General features: G+C 71.1%; 16 protein-coding genes. 7 read left to right on the plus strand and 9 right to left on the minus strand.

Annotated features, from left to right (window positions below; all coding sequences use genetic code 11):
- Positions 1–137 precede the first annotated feature (137 nt).
- Complete coding sequence (locus tag ACZ4S3_RS03550) at positions 138–578, minus strand: hypothetical protein (RefSeq protein ID WP_467925257.1); 441 nt, start codon at positions 576–578, stop codon at positions 138–140.
- Between the two features lie 177 nt (positions 579–755).
- Between ACZ4S3_RS03550 and ACZ4S3_RS03555 the strand changes: the two genes are divergently transcribed.
- Complete coding sequence (locus tag ACZ4S3_RS03555) at positions 756–1,982, plus strand: sensor histidine kinase (RefSeq protein WP_467925259.1); 1,227 nt, start codon at positions 756–758, stop codon at positions 1,980–1,982.
- An 8-nt stretch (positions 1,983–1,990) separates the two neighbouring features.
- Entirely contained in the window at positions 1,991–2,629 is a 639-nt protein-coding gene (locus tag ACZ4S3_RS03560) for a response regulator (protein WP_467927234.1), read from the plus strand.
- 120 nt (positions 2,630–2,749) lie between these two features.
- Here ACZ4S3_RS03560 and ACZ4S3_RS03565 read toward each other — a convergent pair whose 3' ends face one another.
- From ACZ4S3_RS03565 to ACZ4S3_RS03580, 4 genes are all read right to left on the minus strand, one after another.
- Positions 2,750–3,118, minus strand: a complete 369-nt coding sequence (locus ACZ4S3_RS03565) for a hypothetical protein (RefSeq protein ID WP_467925261.1) — start codon at positions 3,116–3,118, stop codon at positions 2,750–2,752.
- Positions 3,119–3,270: 152 nt separating this feature from the next.
- A complete protein-coding gene (locus tag ACZ4S3_RS03570) occupies positions 3,271–3,852 on the minus strand; it encodes a TetR/AcrR family transcriptional regulator (protein WP_467925263.1) in 582 nt (193 codons plus the stop codon).
- Between the two features lie 132 nt (positions 3,853–3,984).
- Positions 3,985–4,989, minus strand: a complete 1,005-nt coding sequence (locus tag ACZ4S3_RS03575) for an aldo/keto reductase (protein WP_467925265.1) — start codon at positions 4,987–4,989, stop codon at positions 3,985–3,987.
- 203 nt (positions 4,990–5,192) lie between these two features.
- Positions 5,193–6,704 (minus strand): MFS transporter, encoded by a 1,512-nt coding sequence (locus tag ACZ4S3_RS03580; RefSeq protein ID WP_467925267.1) that lies wholly within the window; start codon positions 6,702–6,704, stop codon positions 5,193–5,195.
- A gap of 101 nt (positions 6,705–6,805) precedes the next feature.
- On the opposite strand from ACZ4S3_RS03580, the gene ACZ4S3_RS03585 reads away from it, so the two are divergent.
- Complete coding sequence (locus tag ACZ4S3_RS03585; RefSeq protein ID WP_467925269.1) at positions 6,806–7,720, plus strand: helix-turn-helix transcriptional regulator; 915 nt, start codon at positions 6,806–6,808, stop codon at positions 7,718–7,720.
- A gap of 280 nt (positions 7,721–8,000) precedes the next feature.
- Here the strand turns inward: ACZ4S3_RS03585 and ACZ4S3_RS03590 are convergent, their stop codons facing one another.
- The gene (locus ACZ4S3_RS03590; RefSeq protein WP_467925271.1) at positions 8,001–9,473 is read right to left on the minus strand and encodes an MFS transporter; all 1,473 of its coding nucleotides are present in this window, start codon (positions 9,471–9,473) and stop codon (positions 8,001–8,003) included.
- 64 nt (positions 9,474–9,537) lie between these two features.
- Between ACZ4S3_RS03590 and dusB the strand changes: the two genes are divergently transcribed.
- The 4 genes from dusB to ACZ4S3_RS03610 all read left to right on the plus strand — a co-directional run bounded on the left by dusB (position 9,538) and on the right by ACZ4S3_RS03610 (position 16,716).
- Complete coding sequence (dusB, locus tag ACZ4S3_RS03595; protein ID WP_467925273.1) at positions 9,538–10,674, plus strand: tRNA dihydrouridine synthase DusB; 1,137 nt, start codon at positions 9,538–9,540, stop codon at positions 10,672–10,674.
- Positions 10,675–10,786: 112 nt separating this feature from the next.
- Positions 10,787–11,362 carry a MarR family winged helix-turn-helix transcriptional regulator gene (locus ACZ4S3_RS03600; protein ID WP_467925275.1) on the plus strand — a complete coding sequence of 192 codons (576 nt, stop codon included), beginning with the start codon at positions 10,787–10,789 and terminating at the stop codon, positions 11,360–11,362.
- Positions 11,363–12,101: 739 nt separating this feature from the next.
- Positions 12,102–14,795, plus strand: coding sequence for a pyruvate, phosphate dikinase (gene ppdK / locus ACZ4S3_RS03605; RefSeq protein ID WP_467925277.1), 2,694 nt, complete (start codon positions 12,102–12,104; stop codon positions 14,793–14,795).
- Positions 14,796–15,885: 1,090 nt separating this feature from the next.
- Entirely contained in the window at positions 15,886–16,716 is an 831-nt protein-coding gene (locus tag ACZ4S3_RS03610; protein ID WP_467925279.1) for an ArsR/SmtB family transcription factor, read from the plus strand.
- A 67-nt stretch (positions 16,717–16,783) separates the two neighbouring features.
- Here the strand turns inward: ACZ4S3_RS03610 and ACZ4S3_RS03615 are convergent, their stop codons facing one another.
- The 3 genes from ACZ4S3_RS03615 to ACZ4S3_RS03625 all read right to left on the minus strand — a co-directional run bounded on the left by ACZ4S3_RS03615 (position 16,784) and on the right by ACZ4S3_RS03625 (position 19,056).
- Positions 16,784–17,743, minus strand: a complete 960-nt coding sequence (locus tag ACZ4S3_RS03615; protein WP_467927238.1) for a TauD/TfdA dioxygenase family protein — start codon at positions 17,741–17,743, stop codon at positions 16,784–16,786.
- Positions 17,744–17,966: 223 nt separating this feature from the next.
- Entirely contained in the window at positions 17,967–18,107 is a 141-nt protein-coding gene (locus tag ACZ4S3_RS03620) for a hypothetical protein (RefSeq protein WP_467925281.1), read from the minus strand.
- 112 nt (positions 18,108–18,219) lie between these two features.
- Positions 18,220–19,056 (minus strand): carbohydrate ABC transporter permease, encoded by an 837-nt coding sequence (locus ACZ4S3_RS03625; protein ID WP_467925282.1) that lies wholly within the window; start codon positions 19,054–19,056, stop codon positions 18,220–18,222.

A 19,056-nucleotide genomic window follows, 5' to 3' on the forward strand; every position in this document is an offset into this window, starting at 1 on the left:
CACTGGTCACACTTCCGCAGACGCAGCCAAGCCCGAGCCCGCCACTGCCACTACCAACGCCGAGGCCACACACCCCACATGCGGTTGCAGTACTAAGGGCTGTCGTCGTGCGCCCGCCAGGCATTACGGGGCAGCCCTTAGGCGGCCCGCGCCGGGCGCGCGGCGAGTGTGACGCACAGGGCCGCCAGGGGCAGTTCCGCGCCCACGGCCATGGCTATGGCGGTCGCCAGTTCCGCGCCGGGGGCGGCCGTGGCCATGTCGATGCAGGCGTCGGCCAGGAGGAGGACGGCCGCGGCGGCCGCGGGGGCGCGGTGGCGGGAGTCGGAACGCAGCAGGCGGGTGCCGGCGGCCAGGAGGCAGGCGGCTTCCAGGGCGTCCAGCGCCACCCAGGCCGCAGCCTCGGCGGGCGGGAGGGTACCGGCGAGGTAGCCGAGCCAGGGGAGGAGGGCGAGCCCGGCGCCGGCGAGGATCCGGCCCTGGAGGCGGCGCGCGGGGCTGAGCGGCAGAGCGCCGCGGGCGGTCCGGCCGGTAAGGCAACTGCCCTCGTTCGCAGGCGAGTTGAAGGCAAGGAGGGTCATGAAAGGTGCCTCTTTCGGCTGTCACGAACCCGGCCTTCGGGCTCGTGATCAACACTCCAGGTCGCGGCGGCCACCGTCAGTAATGCCGCTGTCCGACTTGGGGTGGCACCAGCTACACCCCCGTTCCGGACCCTTCCTTCATGGTCACGTCATTCCGCCGCCGCATACCTTTGGATCATGACCCTCCCGCCTCGGCTGCGCCGCACCCTCATACGGCTGCGACGCGACATTCTCTTCATCTCGGCTGGGGTGCCGCTGCACCTCGTCACCCCGCCGCTGTTCCTGTGGGTCGTGATCCTCACGTCCCGGACCGTGGCCGGGACCTCGTCGGACGCCCCGGTGATCCTGTCCGCCCCGCTCGCCCTGCTCGCCATCGCCGGATACGGGCTGACCGAGGCGCAGCGGTGGCGGTTCCGGGCGCTGTGCGGGGTGGACCTGCCGCGGCTGCGCTTCACCCAGACCAAGCGGCAGTTCGCCTACAACTGCCTGGTCGGGCCGCTGCTCGGCCTCCTGGAACTCCTGCTGCTCGGGCTGGCGCTGACGGGGCTGACGGCCGCCTCGAGCCTGGTGTGCATCTGGGTGGTGCCGCCGTCATGGCGCCTCGTGCCGCAGGGCTACACCACCGGGGCCGCCTACCTCAGCGCCCTGGGGCTGCTGGCGCTCGCCGCCGTGCCCTCGCTGGCCGCCGGGCTCGTACGGCTGGAGAACCTGGTCGGGCGGGCGGTACTGGGCGTGAGCCGGTCCGACGAACTCGAGCGGCGGGTCGAGGACCTGACCGAGAGCCGGGCCGGAGCCGTGGACGCCGCCGACGCCGAACGCCGCCGGATCGAGCGCGATCTCCACGACGGCGCCCAGCAGCGGCTCGTCTCGCTCGCCCTGAACCTGGGACTGGCCAAGGCCACGCTCACGGACCTGCCCCCGGAGGCACAGGAGGTCATCGACGTGGCGCACCGCGAGGCGAAGGACGCCATCGAAGAGCTCAACAACCTCGTACGCGGCCTCCATCCGGCCGTCCTCGACGAACTCGGGCTGGACGCGGCGCTGTCGGGGCTGGCCGCCCGCGCCCCGCTGCCCGTATGCCTGCGGGTCGACCTGCCCACGGATCTTCCGCAGCGGACCTCACCCGCGGTGGAGGCCGTCGCGTACTTCGTCGTCTCCGAGGCGCTGACCAACGTCGCCAAGCACGCGCGGGAGGCGACCCGGGCCGATGTGACGCTCACCCGGCTCGGCGGGATACTTCGGGTGGTGATCGCCGACGACGGGGTGGGCGGGGCCGACCCGTCCAAGGGGACGGGACTGAAGGGACTCGCCCAGCGGGTGCGGTCCGTGGACGGAACATTCCGGATGAGCAGCCCTGTGGGGGGACCGACCATGATGAGCGTGGAGCTGCCGTGCCCGAGGTGAGGCGCGCCGTGATCGCCGAGGATTCCGTGCTGCTGCGGATCGGGCTGGTCAAAGTGCTGGAAATGGCCGGGTTCGAGGTGGTGGCCGAGGCGGGAGAGGCGCAGGGGCTGCTGGCGGCGATCGAGGAACACCGGCCGGACATCGCGGTCGTCGATGTCCGGATGCCGCCGGGCTTCACGGACGAAGGGGTCCGGGCCGCCCTGGCGATCCGTCAGAAATGGCCCTCCACTGCGGTGTTGCTGCTCTCCCAGTACGTCGAGGAGCGCTACGCCGCCGACCTGCTGGCGACCAACACCAGCGGTGTGGGCTACCTGCTCAAGCAACGGGTCGCGGACGTCGAGGATTTCATCGAGGCGCTGCGGCGGGTGGCGGCCGGCGGGACGGCCCTGGACCCGCAGGTCGTCGCCCAGCTGCTGGTACGCCGGGCCAGCGACCCCCTCGAACGCCTCACCGGCCGCGAACGCGACGTCCTGGCCCTGATGGCCGAGGGCCGCTCCAACGCCGGCATCGCCGCCCAGCTGGTGGTCAGCGAGAGCGCGGTCGCCAAGCACATCAACAACATCCTGTCGAAGCTGGACCTGCCGAAGGCGGACGCGGACCACCGGCGGGTGCTGGCGGTGCTGCGGTTCTTGGGGGTTGGAGGGTAGCGGCGGTCCGGGCAGGGCCTGCGGTCCGCGCCGGGCGTGCGGTCCGCGCCGGGCGTGCGGTCCGGGCAGGGCGTGCGGGGAGTGGTGTCCGGGCAGGGCGTGCGGTTCGGCGGTTCCCGCTCATCGCGTCCATGGCGGGCAGAACTCCACAGGGAACCGTTCCCCGCCGCGTGCGGCCAGGGCCGGCCCGGCATACAGGTACCGGCAGTAGTGATAGTTGCAGCCGGGGCCGTGTTTCCAGCGGGACGGGCGCAGCTGCGCCTCGGGGTGGGCCAGTACGAGGTCGAGGGGCCGCTCGTCCGCCCAGCCGACACCGGGAGCGGTCGGAACACCGCGCGTCGGCAGGTAGACCAAGGACCTCGGGGAGCGCGCCGCGAGCAGCCAGAGGGTGCCGATACGCCGGCCGTCCGTGCGGTCCACGTACATGTCGTACGCGTTGTCCCGTGCGTACAGCGCTCCGTTCTTCAGCGGCCGGGCCGGCCTGATCACCGGTATTCCGTGTCGCGCAGCCGCACCCGCTGCACGATGATCTTCACCCGCAGACTGTCCCGCGTTAAGGCGGCCCTCGATGCGGTCATGCCGGGGTATCTCCCGCCTCTCGGTCCGGACCGGCCGCCGGCCGGGTCGCCGTGATGGAGACCCTATGCCTGCAATCCCCGCAGGATCAGTTCGCGTACGGCCTCGAAGTCGGCGGTGATGTCCGGGCGGGACCACTCGGGGGCGTAGCAGGGGTCGTGGAAGCGGCTGGCGGCGGAGAAAACGGCGCGGGCGGTGGTGGCGGGGGAGGGGGTGTGGAAGGTGCCCTGTGTGACGCCGGCTTCGATGATGGTGGTGAGCTGGGACTCGAGGTCGGTGACATGGCGGTCGACCACGCCGCCGCTTTCGCCGATCAACGTCATATAGGTGGCGAAGAGTTCGGGGTCGTCGCCGGCCTTGTGCCGCTTGGCCTCGAAGAGGGCGGCGAGCCAGCGGCGCAGGCGGTCCTCGGCCGGGCCCTCGTCCGTGACGATGACGGACAGCGTCTGGCTCGTCCGGTCCAGCCAGCGCTCCGTGACCGCCTCCCGCAGCGCCGCCTTGGTACGGAAGTGACGGTAGACGCTGCCATGGCTCACCCCCAGGGCGCGCGCCACATCGACGACCGTGGCCTTGGCCGGGCCGTAGCGGCGCAGCACCTCCTCGGTGGCTTCGAGGATGCGCTCGGGCGTCAGTGTCTCGGGGGCCATGGGACGGGCCGGCCTTTCGGAGGGAAGCGGGCGGGGCGACGGGCGGGGACACCTGGTGGGTGCGCACGCGGGATACGTGCGCGCCAGGTACTACGGACCGTACCTGGCGGGCCCGCCCCTCGCCCCGGGCGGTCATCGCTCGCTGTCCAGGTGGGCCATCTGCTCGGCCGGGTAGCGCTCGCCCGCGGCGGCGCCGGCCGGAACCGCGCGCTCGATCGCGGCCAGGTCGTCGGCGTCCAGCGTGATGTCCACGGCGCCGAGCGCCTCGGTCAGGCGGTCGCGGCGGCGGGCGCCGACCAGCGGGACGATGTCCTCGCCGCGCGAGAGCACCCAGGCGATCGCGGTCTGCGCGACCGAGACGCCCTTCTGCTCGGCGATCTTGCGGAGCGCGTCCACCAGGTCGAGATTGCGGTCGAGGTTCTCGCCCTGGAAGCGCGGTGACATTCCCCGGAAGTCTCCTGCGGCCAGCTTGCGGTCGCGGGTGAAGTGGCCGCTGATCAGGCCGCGGGACAGGACGCCGTACGCCGTGACGCCGATGCCCAACTCGCGGGCGGTGGGCAGGATGTCGTCCTCGATGCCGCGGGAGATGAGGGAGTACTCGATCTGGAGGTCGGAGATCGGGGCGACGGCGGCGGCCCGGCGCAGGGTCTCGGCGCTCACCTCGGAGAGGCCGATGTGGCGGACGTGTCCGGCCTCGACCAGCTCGGCGATGGCGCCGATGGTCTCCTCGATGGGCACGTCCGGGTCGATCCGGGCGATGCGGTAGATGTCGATGTGGTCGCGGCCCAAGCGCTGGAGGGAGTACGCGGCGAAGTTCTTCACCGCGTTCGGCCGGCCGTCGTAGCCGGTGAAACCGCCTTCGACGGTGCGCAGGGCGCCGAACTTGACGCTGGTCAGGGCCTTTTCGCGGGCGGCGGCGGGGGCCGTGCGCAGGGCTTCGTTGATGAGGAGTTCGTTGTGGCCCATGCCGTAGAAGTCGCCGGTGTCGAGCAGGGTGATGCCCGCTTCGAGGGCGGCATGGATGGTGGCGATGGATTCGGCGCGGTCGGCGTCGCCGTAGAGGGCGGACATGCCCATACAGCCGAGGCCGAGGGCGGAGGTCTGCGGGCCGGTGGTGCCAAGGGTGCGGGTTTGCACGGCGTGCTCCTGAGGGGGAGGGGAGGGAGGGGAGCGAATAAGGGGCGAGGGGGATAGGGGGCGAAGGGCAGCGGCTGCCGTGCATTCACTATGACATGACGGCTGACAGATTTCAATATCTGTCAGCCGTCATGTGTTGGATCGGTGCGTGGATCAGTGTGTGGTCAGGTACGTGAGGCGGCGCGGCCGGCCGGTGGCGGTGGTCAGCGCAGCGTGTGGGGCAGGCGGAGGCTGAGCAGCGTCGTTCCCAGCACGAGCGCCAGCTGGGTCAGCAGCGCGGCGAGGAGCGCGTCGCGGATGCCGAGGGAGGGGAGGAGGGCGAGGAAGAGGGTGCCCAGGGTGGCCACCCCGAGGGCCAGGCCCGACTGCTGGGTGGTGACCATGACGCCGCCGCCCACCCCTGCCTGGGCCGCCGGCAGCTCGCTCAGTACGACGCGCATCAAAATCGGCAGCACCATGCCCTGGCCGATGCCCAGGACCGCCATGCTCGGCGCGAGGCCGGCCACCGAGACGTCGGGCCAGCCCGCGCGGACGGTCAGCGCCAGGGAGACCAGTCCGGCGGCCTGTATCAGCGAGCCGGTCAGCACCACCCGCCGCCCGAAGCGCTGCACCAGCCGCGGGCCCGCCAGCGAGGCGAGGAAGTAGGTGAAGCAGAGGGGCGCGAGGGACAGCCCGGCCGCGAACGGGCCGTAATGCAGGCCGGTTTGGAGGGCCACGGCCACCACGAACATGAAGCCGCCGAAGCCGATCGAGAACGGAACCAACATGGACAGGCCGCTGCGGACCGAGGGGATGCGCAGCAGGGACGGCGGTACGAGCGGCGTGCGGCCCAGGCGTTCGGCGCGGCGCTCGACGATGAGGAACGCGGCGGCGGCGAACGGGAAGACGGCGAGCAGGAGCCACGACCACAGGGGCCAGCCGGCCGCGCGGCCCTCGGTCAGCGGCAGGAGGAGGGTGATCAGGGTGGTGGCGAGCAGCGCGGTGCCGGGGCCGTCGACCCGGCTCGGGTGCGGGGAACGGGTCTCGGGGACCGTACGGGCGGCCAGCAGCCAGGCCGCGGCCGCGATCGGGACGTTGACGAGGAAGACCGCGCGCCAGCCGGTGCCCGCCAGGTCGGCGGCGACCAGCAGCCCGCCGAGCACCTGGCCGACGGCGCTGGAGACGCCCGCCGTGCCTCCGTACAGGCTGACCGCCTTGGCGCGCCGCTTGCCGGTGGTCGTGGCCTGGATGGTGGCCAGCACCTGGGGCAGCAGCAGTGCGGACGCGGCGCCCTGCGCCACCCGGGCAGCCACCAGTGTCCAGGCGTCCGGGGCCAGCCCGCAGGCGAGCGAGGTGAGGGCGAAGGCGGCCAGGCCCCACAGGAACAGCCGGCGGCGGCCGACCATGTCGCCGAGCCGGCCGCCGAGGACGAGCAGCATGGCGTACGCGACGCCGTAGCCCGCCACCACCATCTCCAGCAGCGCGGGGCCCACGTGCAGATCGCGGTCGATGGTCGGCAGCGCGACATTGACGATGAAGAAGTCGATCATCGGCAGGGCGGCACCCAGGAGGACGGTCAGCAGACCGGTCGGGGTCAGCAGCGGGGCGGCCGCGGACCGGTGCCGTGCGGAAGCGGGCGGAGCCGCGGCGGCGGTGGCCGCAGGCACGGCGGCCTCGGGGACGGCCTCGGGGACGGTGGCCTCGGGGACGGTGGACTGAACTCGGGTATCGCTCACGCCATTGACGATCGCCGCTCGCTCAGCCGGGTACCAGAGTGTCCTTATCCTGGTACCGACACTACCTGGCAACCGGCTGGGCGCTGCGGCACGCTGGAGGCATGACCGTCGACGCGACCCTGACGCAGGCTGGCACACGTCCCGCCGCCGCTGCCCCGTGGGGCGCCGTGGCCCCACGCGATGACGCCGCCCGCCGGGCCGAGCTGGCCGCCTTTCTGCGCAGCCGGCGGGAGCGGATCACGCCGGAGCAGGTCGGGCTGCCGCGCGGCGCCCGTCGGCGCACCCCGGGGCTGCGCCGTGAGGAGGTCGCACACCTCGGGGCGGTCGGCGTCACCTGGTACACATGGCTCGAACAGGCCCGGGACATCCATGTCTCGCCACAGGTCCTGGACGCGGTGGCCCGCGCACTGCTGCTGGACCGCGCCGAGCGCAGTCATCTGTTCGCGCTGGCCGGCGAGGTCGATCCGCTGCGCGCCGGCGAGTGCACGGGCGTGCCGCGTGGCCTGCAACAGGTCCTGCACCAGCTCTCGCCGTTCCCGGCGGTCGTCCAGAACAGCCGGTTCGACATCCTCGCGTACAACAGCACCTACGGGCAGCTGATGTGCGACTTCGATGCGCTGCCCGAAGAGGACCGCAACTGCATGTGGCTGGCGTTCATGAACGCCGAGTGGCGGGCGAGAACGGTCGATCTGGAGGCCTCGAAACGGGTGATGGCCGCCAAGTTCCGGGCAGCGATGGCGGAACACGTCGCCGAGCCGGCCTGGAAGGCGCTGGTCGCGCGGCTGGCGGAGGCGTCGACGGAGTTCTGTGAGGTCTGGGCCGAGCATGAGGTCGTCCGCCCGGTGAGCGCCGTCAAGGTCATCCGGCACCCCCAGGTGGGCATCCTGCAACTCTCCGCCAGCAGCTTGTGGACGGGCCCCAACCCCGGTCCCAAGGTGCTGACCTACGCACCGGTCGACGAAACGACCCAGGAGCGCCTCGAACAGCTGGAGAAGCTGGCGCTCGCCGCCGGGTGAGCGGGCATCGCCCAAGCAGCCATTACCCACGCGGCCATTACCCACGCGGGCATCGCCCGAGCCCGCATCGCCCGAGCCCGCATCGCCCAAGCCCGCATCGCCCATCGGGGCCCTAGGGGGCGGGCGAACGCATCCCCTAGGGGATGCGAGAGCCCCCTGCGGGGCCACAACGAGGCGGGGCCGGGGTGGTATTCCCGCACCGGCCAGGCCCCCCGTACCGGCCAGGCCCCCCCGCACCCGTCAGGCCATCCCCGTACCCGCTACGCCCTTCCCGTACCGGCTACGCCCCCGTACTCGCCGGCGCATGCCCGCCCCGTGGCGGCTCCTCCTCGAACAGCTCCGCCGTATGCCGGGCGGTGTCCCGCGCCCACCGCCCGGTGGTCAGCGCGCCCAGCAGCAGAACGGCCCCGCCGCACCCGGCGATGATCCACCAGGCCGGACGCCCGGCCGCGACGAAGTCACCCCCGGTGGCGCCGGCCCGCGCCCCGCTCGCCAGTACGGCGCCGATCACCGCCACGCCCAGCGACTGCCCCACCTGGCGGCTGGTCGAGGCGACCGCCGCCGCCACCCCGGCCTGGGCGCGCGGCATCCCGGACACCGCGGTGTTGGTGATCGGCGCATTGACCAGGCCGAAGCCGATGCCGAACAGCACATACCCGGTGAACAGCAGCGCCGTCGTCGCCTGCGCGTCGAACGCCGCGAAGAGCACCCCGGTCGCCCCCATGAACGCCCCGGCGACCAGCAGCGGGAGCCGGGGCCCGCGACTGCCGACCAGCCGCCCCGACAGCGGCGCGCAGATCAGCGTCATGCCCGCCATGGGGATCATGTAGAGCCCGGCCTCCAGGGCGGACAGCCTCCGCACATTCTGCAGATACAGGGTGTTGATGAAGAGGAAGCCGGCGAGCGAGGCGAACGCGCAGACCGCCACGACCGTGGCCCCGCTGAACGGCACGCTGTGGAAGAAGCGCAGATCGATCAGGGGTTCGCGCCGCCGCCGCTCGTACCCGACCAGAGCCGCCAGGGACAGCAGCGCCAGCAGCACGAACGCCAGGATCTCCGGCGACGCCCAGCCCGTCTCCGGGGCCTCGATGATCGCGTACGTCAGCGAGCCGAGCAGCACGATCACCAGCAGCTGCCCCACCGGGTCGGGGCGGCGCGGCTTGGGGGCGCGCGACTCGGGGACGTAGCGCAGGGTGAGGAAGAGCGCGAGGGCGCCTATCGGGACGTTGATCCAGAAGATCGAGCGCCAGCCGACGGACTGCACCAGCAGGCCGCCGATCACCGGCCCGGCCGCCATGCTGATGCCGACGACCCCGCCCCACACGCCAATCGCGCGCGCCCGCTCCCGCGGCTCGGTGAACGTATTGGTGATGATCGACATCGCGACGGGGTTGAGCATCGAGCCGCCCACCGCCTGGATCATCCGGAACACCACCAGCCACTCCAGGTCGGGCGCCAGGCTGCACAGCAGCGAGCCGATCGAGAAGACCATCAGCCCGACCAGGAAGATCCGCCGCCGCCCGAGCCGGTCCGCGGTCGACCCGGACAGCATCAGCAGCGACGCCAGGACCAGGATGTAGGCGTCGATCGTCCACTGCATTCCGGCGACCGAGGCGCCCAGCTCGCGCTGCATCGACGGCAGGGCGACGTTCAGGACGGTGTTGTCGAGACTGACGATCAGCAGGCTCAGACAGCAGATCGCCAGCACCAGCAGACGTCGGCGGCGGCTGAGCTCGGAGCCTGGTAGCGACATGATTGAACGCTACAACGATTCGGGACCTGTGGCCCTGGCGAGGCCACTCGCGTGGTGCGGGACAATGGGCTCCATGACTTCGCTGCAGATCGGCCCGCATACGGTGCAGCCCCCCGTGGTGCTCGCGCCCATGGCCGGGATCACCAATGCCCCGTTCCGGACGCTGTGCCGGGAGTTCTCCGGCGGCAAGGGTCTGTTCGTCAGCGAGATGATCACGACCCGGGCGCTGGTCGAGCGCAACGAGAAGACCATGCAGCTGATCCACTTCGACGCGACCGAGAAGCCGCGCTCGATCCAGCTGTACGGCGTCGACCCGGCCACCGTCGGCAAGGCCGTCCGCATGATCGCGGAGGAGGACCTGGCCGACCACATCGACCTGAACTTCGGCTGCCCGGTCCCCAAGGTCACCCGCAAAGGCGGCGGCTCCGCGCTCCCGTACAAGCGGAATCTGCTGCGCGCCATCCTGCGCGAGGCGGTCACCGGCGCCGGGGACCTGCCCGTCACGATGAAGATGCGCAAGGGCATCGACGACGACCACCTCACCTTCCTCGACGCGGGCCGGATCGCCGTCGAGGAGGGCGTGACCGCGATCGCGCTGCACGGCCGCACCGCCGCCCAGCACTACGGCGGCACCGCCGACTGGGACGCCATCGCCCGCCTCAAGGAGCACGTCCCCGAGCTCCCGGTGCTCGGCAACGGCGACATCTGGTCGGCGGACGACGCCCAGCGGATGATGCGCGAGACCGGCTGCGACGGCGTGGTCGTCGGGCGCGGCTGCCTGGGCCGTCCCTGGCTCTTCGGTGATCTGGTGGCCGCCTTCGAGGGCACCGGCGCGCCCAAGGCCCCCGGCCTGCGCGAGGTCGCCGCCGTCATGCTGCGGCACGCCACGCTCCTGGGCGAGTGGATAGGCGACGAGACCCGCGGCGTCATCGACTTCCGTAAGCATGTGGCCTGGTACCTCAAGGGCTTCGCGGTCGGTTCCGAGATGCGCAAGCGGCTGGCCATGACCGGCTCGCTGGCCGAGCTGGAGGACGGCCTCGGCGACCTCGACCTCGACCAGCCCTGGCCGCAGGGCGCGGACGGCCCCCGCGGCCGCACCTCCGGCAACAACCGGGTGGTGCTGCCGGACGGCTGGCTCAAGGACCCGTACGACTGCGCCGGCGTGAGCGAGGACGCGGAGCTGGACACCTCGGGCGGGTGACGTCGGGCGGGTGACATCGGGCCGATGATCCGGCCCGGAAGGCCTCGGCCGCGGTATCGATTGAGCCCGTACGGGTCCCGTCAGGGGACCGGGCACGATCGAGGGAGATGCCGTGGTCAGCGGGCACCGTTCCATCGGGGACACGGAAAAGGCGGTCCGGGCCAAGCTCGGCGACACGCCCGTCCGGCATCAACAGATGGCCGCGGTCGCCGGTATCTACCGCGCCGCGGCGGCCGTACGGCAGCACTTCGAGAACTCCGTGCTGCGCGCGGTCGAGCTCACCTGGACCTCCTTCGTCGTGCTGTGGGTCGTGTGGATCTGGGGCGAGCGGGAGACCCGCCGGGTCGCCGAGGAGGCCGGGATCTCCAAGGGCACGCTCACCGGCGTCGCCCGTACGCTCCGGAGCCGCGGCCTCATCGAGCGCCGCACCCACCCCACGGACGGCCGGCTCGCGCTGCTCACGCTCACACCCGAGGGGGAGACGCTGATGACGCAGGTCTTCCCGCAGTTCAACGCCGAGGAATCCTTCGTCACCGGCCACCTGAGCGACGACGAGGCGCTGAGCCTGGCGGACCTGCTGCGCCGCATCGTGGCGCAGGTCGAGACGCACGGCGAGAACCGCCGGCTGGAGCTGCTGGACGGCCAGGACCCGCGGCCCCGGCGCAGCGGCCGCCGGCCGAAGGACTGACGCGCGCCCGCGTGGTGCAGGGAATCGGCGCGGGGCTGATGATCCCGCAGATCTACAGCCTCATTCAGCTGACGTTTCAAGGGGCCGCCAGGGCACGGGCGTTGAGCCGCTGGCGGTGGTGCCGCTGCTGCGCCGACGCACCTGAGGGGCCGCCGGCGCGGTGAGCGGCGCTCCCGTATACGAATCCGGGCGTCCGGGCGGGGTTCGCGCCGGCCCGGAACTATGGCTGGATTCTGACGCCGGGCATTCCGTGGCACGGGATGCCCGGTCGGATCCCGGTGGAAGTGACCGGAGGCATTCCTTGATCATCTAGCCGAAGAGGGTCCAAATGATGGAACCCGGTCACACATGAGCGCGTGATTCTCGCCACCCCTGATAGGGGGTGCGCTCACATGAGCATTCAGGTCGCGACTCCACCTCTCCAATGATGGCACTGGGTGCCAGGGCTCATGTGTTCATTTGATCAAGGAGATCGTCGCACTGAGTAGACCAAATGCGTCGCTCCAATTACCTAACGGAGTGATGCATTCAGGTAATGAACTCACTCAATGGAGGAAGATCACCTGCGATCCGCTGGCGGACACCCGGTTACGCACGTATGTCGACCAAGTGGACGTACCCATGCGCCTTCGATCTGGGTATGTTCCTCGCCGTCAGGGCAGCCCGTCGGCGAGGAGTCAGTCCCGTGCCGGAAACACAAAATCCCCACGTAAGTCAGTCTGCGTCCGCGTCTGCGTCGGTGAAGTTCGTCTATGACTTCACCGAGGGCAACAGGGACCTCAAGGACCTCCTCGGTGGCAAGGGCGCCAACCTCGCGGAGATGACCAACCTGGGCCTTCCCGTCCCTCCCGGCTTCACGATCACCACTGAGGCCTGCAAGGTCTACCTCGAGAGCGGCAGCGAGCCCGCGGCACTGCGTGCCGAGGTCTCCGAGCACCTCGACGCCCTTGAGCGGAAGATGGGCAAGAAGCTCGGCCAGGCCGACGACCCGCTGCTCGTATCGGTGCGTTCCGGTGCGAAGTTCTCCATGCCCGGCATGATGGACACGGTCCTCAACATCGGCCTTTCCGATGCGTCGGTTTCCGGCCTCGCCGCACAGGCCGGCGACGAGCGGTTCGCGTGGGACTCCTACCGCCGCCTCATCCAGATGTTCGGCAAGACCGTGCTCGGCGTCGACGGCGAGCTCTTCGAGGAGGCGCTCGAGGAGGCCAAGCGGGCCAAGGGCGTCATCGTCGACGTCGACCTGGATGCGGCCGACCTGCAGAACCTGGTCGCGCACTTCAAGGACATCGTCGCCAAGGAGACCGGCCGCGACTTCCCGCAGGAGCCGCGCGAGCAGATGGACCTCGCCGTGCGCGCGGTCTTCGACTCGTGGAACACCGACCGCGCCAAGCTCTACCGCCGCCAGGAGCGCATCCCCGGCGACCTCGGCACCGCGGTCAACGTCTGCTCCATGGTCTTCGGCAACCTCGGCCCCGACTCGGGCACCGGCGTCGCCTTCACCCGCGACCCCGCCAGCGGTCACCAGGGCGTCTACGGCGACTACCTGCAGAACGCGCAGGGCGAGGACGTCGTCTCCGGTATCCGCAACACCGTGCCGCTCGCCGACCTCGAGAACATCGACAAGGCGTCGTACGACCAGCTGATGCAGATCATGAACACGCTCGAGACGCACTACAAGGACCTGTGCGACATCGAGTTCACCATCGAGCGCGGCAAGCTGTGGATGCTGCAGACCCGGGTCGGCAAGCGCACCGCCGGTGCCGCCTTCCGGATCGCCACCCAGCTCGTCGACCAGGGCCTGATCGACGAGGCCGAGGCCCTCCAGCGGGTCAATGGCGCGCAGCTGGCGCAGCTGATGTTCCCCCGCTTCGACCTGGGCGCGAAGTCCCGGACGATCGGCCGCGGCATCGCCGCCTCCCCGGGCGCGGCGGTCGGCAAGGCCGTCTTCGACTCGTACACCGCCGTCAAGTGGTCCCGGTCCGGCGAGAAGGTCATCCTGATCCGCCGCGAGACCAACCCGGACGACCTCAACGGCATGATCGCCGCCGAGGGCATCCTCACCTCCCGCGGCGGCAAGACCTCGCACGCCGCCGTCGTCGCCCGCGGCATGGGCAAGACCTGTGTCTGCGGCGCCGAGGAGCTGGAGGTCGACACCAAGGCCCGCCGGATGACGACCCGCGAAGGGACCGTCATCGAGGAGGGCGACGTCGTCTCCATCGACGGCTCCACCGGCAAGGTCTACGCCGGCGAGGTACCGGTCGTGCCGTCCCCGGTCGTGGAGTACTTCGAGGGCCGGATGCACGCCGGCGCCGAGGACGCGGACGAGCTGGTCAAGTCCGTCCACCGGATCATGGCGTACGCGGACCGGGTACGCCGGCTGCGCGTACGGGCCAACGCCGACAACGCCGAGGACGCCGCCCGCGCCCGCCGCTTCGGCGCCCAGGGCATCGGCCTGTGCCGCACCGAGCACATGTTCCTCGGTGAGCGCCGCGAGATGGTCGAGCGCCTCATCCTGGCCGACACCGACGCCGACCGGGACGCCGCGCTCAGCGAGCTGCTGCCGCTCCAGCAGGCCGACTTCATCGAGCTGTTCGAGGCGATGGACGGGCTGCCGGTGACCGTACGGCTGCTGGACCCGCCGCTGCACGAGTTCCTGCCCGACATCACCGAGCTGTCGGTGCGCGTCGCGCTCGCCGAGGCGCGCAAGGACGCCAACGAGAACGACCTGCGCCTGCTGCAGGCCGTGCACAAGCTGCACGAGCAGAACCCGATGCTGGGTCTGCGCGGTGTGCGCCTCGGCCTGGTCATCCCCGGTCTGTTCGCCATGCAGGTACGGGCGATCGCCGAGGCGTCCGCCGCCCGCAAGAGCGCCAACGGCGACCCGCGTGCGGAGATCATGATTCCGCTGGTGGGCACCGTCCAGGAGCTGGAGATCGTCCGCGAGGAGGCCGAGCAGGTCATCGCCGAGGTCGAGCGGGAGCGCGGCGTCAGCCTCAAGCTCACTCTCGGCACGATGATCGAGCTGCCCCGCGCCGCCCTGACGGCCGGACAGATCGCCGAGTCGGCCGACTTCTTCTCCTTCGGTACGAACGACCTCACGCAGACGGTCTGGGGCTTCTCCCGCGACGACGTCGAGGCCAGCTTCTTCACCGCGTACCTGGAGAAGGGCATCTTCGGCGTCAGCCCGTTCGAGACCATCGACAAGGACGGCGTCGGCTCGCTCGTCCGCAACGCCGCCGCGGCCGGCCGGGCCACCCGCCCGGACCTCAAGCTCGGTGTCTGCGGTGAGCACGGCGGCGACCCGGAGTCGGTCCACTTCTTCCACGAGGTCGGCCTGGACTACGTCTCCTGCTCCCCGTTCCGTATCCCGGTCGCACGACTGGAGGCGGGCCGCGCGGCGGCCGAGTCCCAGGGCAGCGACAGCCGCTGACCCCGCTACGGGTGCCGCGGACGCCCCGCGCCCGCGGCACCTCGCCAACCACCACCGGAGCCGGCCCTGCCCGGCGCTTCGACCCTCAGCCGAGGCTGTCGGCTCCGGCACCCCGAAGAGGGCGGCACCTTGTGCGGAGGTGCCGCCCTCGCCCCTTTCCGCTCGAGCCTCCGGTTCGCCATGACCTGCGATCTGCGATCCGTGGCTTGTCATCCGTGGTCCGTGATCTGCGATCCCTGGCCCGTGCCCCATGGCCAGTTCCCGGTCGTCGACCACGAGGAGAGCGGCTTCGAGCAGGTCGGCGGAGAGCTCCTGCTTGCCGGGTTCGTCGGCGCCGAGGGCCGTGAAGTGCCGGCCGGCCGGGTGTCCGCGAGGCGCAGCAGCCTTCACCGTGTACGCCTCGATCCCGGGCAGCACACCGGGTGTCAGGGCCGTGGCCGTACCGGGGAGGGAACGGCAGGTCCGTACGCACCCGCTTCCCGCTGCCCGGTGACCGGCGCGGCATCGGCGTTACGGAAGTCCTCGCGCAGCGCCGCCGTACAGGATGCGGGTCATGTCCCGCAGGATCTCAACTCGCCCTGTCGGGCGGGGGCAAGTGCCTTGCCGGCGGGGGCAAGGGCGGCACCTGTGCGGAGGTACCGCCCTCGCTCTTTCTCCGGGCTCCCCCCTCGGGAGCTGCCGCCACCCCGGTCGGCGCGGGAAGGCGGCTCTTCAACGGAGCGCTGAGCGGCCGGTCTTTTGCCCATCACCCCCCACGGGATCGAGCAATCCGTTCCGTTCGCACCGCCGTCGAATTGAGTACAGCATTCCCGCCGCCCGCCGGGTGGCGCGACCCTTTTCAACTCTGGCCAAAAGGGCATGGTGACCGCACGTGTTGGCGTGCATACTCAGGGCGTACCGGGGGGTCACCCGAGGAAACCAAGGTGGGGGTTCGGTGTTACGCGTCCATTTCAGTGGCCTCGATCTGGCCCGGGTGCGCATTGCCGCGCGTCCGGACGCGCTGTGGGAGACCGTATTGAGCTTTCACCGGCTGCGTGACAGACGTGACGATTCGGCATTCGGCAGATGGCGATCGGAAACGCGGGGAAGGTTGAATGGCGAAACGCGTCTGCTGGCGCCGCTGGTGCCGACCCGGGGCTATTTTCCCGATTTCCTGACGCCCGCCGAAGGGCTCCTCGGCATGGACGAGGCGCTCTGCGCGCTGCGCGAGACCCCGGCACCCCGGCTGCACGACGAGCTCTCGCGCCTGTCCACCGCGGCCCGCCCGCTCCCGTCCTGGATCCGGGACATGGCCGAGGGCAGCTCCCGCTCGCTCGGCCGCCTCGCCGGCATCCTGCAGCGCTATTACGAGGCCGCCGTCGCCCCGCACTGGCCGCGCGTCCAGGGCCGTATCGAGGCCGACAGGGCCGCCCGCGGCCGGGCTCTCCTGGACGGCGGCGCGGACCGGCTGCTCTCCTCGCTCCCGCCGATGCTCCGCTGGCGGGCGCCCGTCCTGGAGGCCGACTACCCGGTGGACCGCGACCTCCACCTGGGCGGCCGCGGCCTTCTCCTGCTGCCCTCGTACTTCTGCCGCCGCACCCCGGTCACCTTCCACAACCCTGACCTGACCCCCGTCCTGGTCTATCCCGTCGAGCATCAGGCGCCCCATTTCACCCCGCCCCTCCCACCCGAGCGTTCCCTGGGCCGCCTCGTCGGCCAGACCCGTTCCGCCATCCTCCAGGGCATCGGCGTCGGCTGTACGACCAGCGAACTCGCCCGCCGCGTCGATGTCTCCCTGGCCTCCGCAAGCCAGCACGCGACCGTGCTGCGCGACGCCGGCCTCCTGCTCACCCTGCGCCAGGGCAACGCCGTGCTGCACACCCTCACCCCGCTGGGCGCGGCGCTGCTGCGGGGGGCGCGCCCGGCGGAGGTGCAGAGGTGAGGGGGTGTCGCGGCCGCTTCCACCGTCGGTGCGGTCGCACCCTCGCGCGGTACGGCCGGTCGCCCGCTCAGTACGGCCGGTCGCCCGCGATGGCGACCCGTTCGGCGATCCGGCGGTGCGTCCCGTAGTCGTTCACCGCGTAATGCTGAGTGGCCCGGTTGTCCCAGAAGGCGATGTCGCCCGCCTGCCAGCGCCACCGCACCTGGAACTCCGGCACCTGCGCCTGCTGGAACAACACCCGCAACAGCCGGTCGCTCTCCGCCTCCGTCGCCCCCGCGATCCGCGTGGTGAAGGACGCGTTGACGAACAGCATCCGCCGCCCGGTCTCCGGGTGCCGGCGCACCACCGGGTGCTCCACCGGAGGGAACTCCGCCTGGAATGGCGCCAGTTGGGTCGGTGAGTAGAAGCGGGCGAACCCCGGGAGATAGTCGTGCACCGCCCGCGCGGAATTAATCCGTGCCCGGATTTCCGGGGGCAAATTGTCGTACGCGGCGGCCATATCGGCCCACATCGTGTCCCCGCCCGCGGGCGACACCTCGCGCAGCTGCAACACTGCACCCATCGCCGGACGTTCGCGGAACGTGACATCCGTGTGCCATACATTTTCGAACGTCGGGACCCCGCCGGCCGTCTTGTCGAACCGCACCACATCCTTCGCGGTGCCCCGCGCCAGCAACGGATTGGTCTCCAGCTCTCCCCAATTGCGGGCGAATTCCCGCTGCGCATCGGAGGCCAGATGCTGCCCGCGGAAGAACAGCACCTTCCACTCCAGCAGCGCCCGGTTCAGCTCCGTACGCAGCTGCCCGGACAGCGGCCGGGAGAGGTCGAGCCCGCGGATTTCGGCCCCGATGGTGGCGGCCTGCGGCACGACCTCGAAGAGCTCGTACGGCCGGTCCGCCCAGCCGTCGGGGGTGCGGCGCAGGATGCGGTGGCCCTCGTAGAGCCCGTCGGCGGGGATGCGGTGGGGGCGCAGGGCGGGGGAGGGGGCGGCGGTAGCGGTGGGGGTGGTGTGCGGGGTGTCGGCGATGGCCGTCAACTGGTCCTCCTGGGAAGGGAGAGAGCGAGGCAGGGGGGTAGCCGTGGGGAAGGGGGTACGGGTGATACGTCGCCGCCCGGCGGCCGGGCCGGGGCGGGCCGCGGAGGCAGCTGCCGGAGACAGCCCCGGAGACACTCGCCGGAGCCGGCCGTCAGTCGTCAGCCGGCCGTCGGATGCCTCCAGGGGCATCCATCAGGCGCGCCGCGGACAGTCGTCAGGACGTACAGGAACAGCAGGCCGGGGGAGATCCCACCCGGCCGCGGCGGCGCAGAAAGCTCAGGCCGCGGGGCGCGCACTCGCCGTGGGGGCCGCCGTCGCGCGGCTCCACCTCACGGAAGAACGAGTACATGCTCATGCCACGCACCGTACCCCATGCGGCAGCCGCCGACCATCGTCATCCCTCAGCCGTCTCTTTCCTCGATCCTCGCCCTTCCTCAGCCCTGCCTCAGCCCTGCCTCAGCCCTTCCTCAGTCATCGATGCCGCTGCGCTCCACACCCGCCACGATGTACCGCTGGAGCAACAGGAACACCACCACCAACGGCGCGATCGAGACCGCCGCGGCCACGAACAGCTCATGCAGATTGAGGTTCTGCGCGGTGGTGAACGTGGACAGCGCGACCTGCACCGTCCAGGACTCCTGGTCCTGCCCGATCACCAGCGGCCACAGGAACGCGTTCCAGGCCCCGATGAAGACGATGGTGGCGACCGCGGCGAAGACCGGCCGCGCATTGGGCACGACAATGCGCCAGTACGTCCGCCAGTACCCGAGCCCGTCCACCCGGGCGGCATCCTCCAGCTCCTTGGGGAAACCGATGAAGTACTGCCGGAAGATGAAGCAGGCGAACGCGCTGAACAGCGTCGGGATGACCAGGCCCCGCAGCGTCGAGATCCAGCCGAGCGACGACACCAGCACAAAACTCGGCACGAACGTCACGGCCGCCGGGACCATCAGCGTCCCCAGGATCGCGTAGAAGACGGCATTGGCGTGCCGGTACGGAATCCGTGCCAGGCCGTACCCGGCGAGCGAGGCGAGCACCACCGTACCGAGCGTCGTCGACACCGCGATCAGCGTCGAGTTGAGCAGCGCCCGCCCCATGGGCAGGCTCGGGTCCCGGAAGACCTCGGTCAGATTCGCCCACTGGAGCTCGCGCGGGAAGAACGTCCACTCGGGCGAGGTGATCTCCTGCTCGGTCGCCAGCCCGTTCCGCACCAGCAGATAGAACGGGACGAGGAACAGCAGGGCGAGGGCGACGAGCAGCACCACCCGCAGCGCCCGCCCGGCCCGCGTGAGGGCATCGTGCAT

The organism is Streptomyces sp. NPDC028368, from assembly GCF_055565615.1.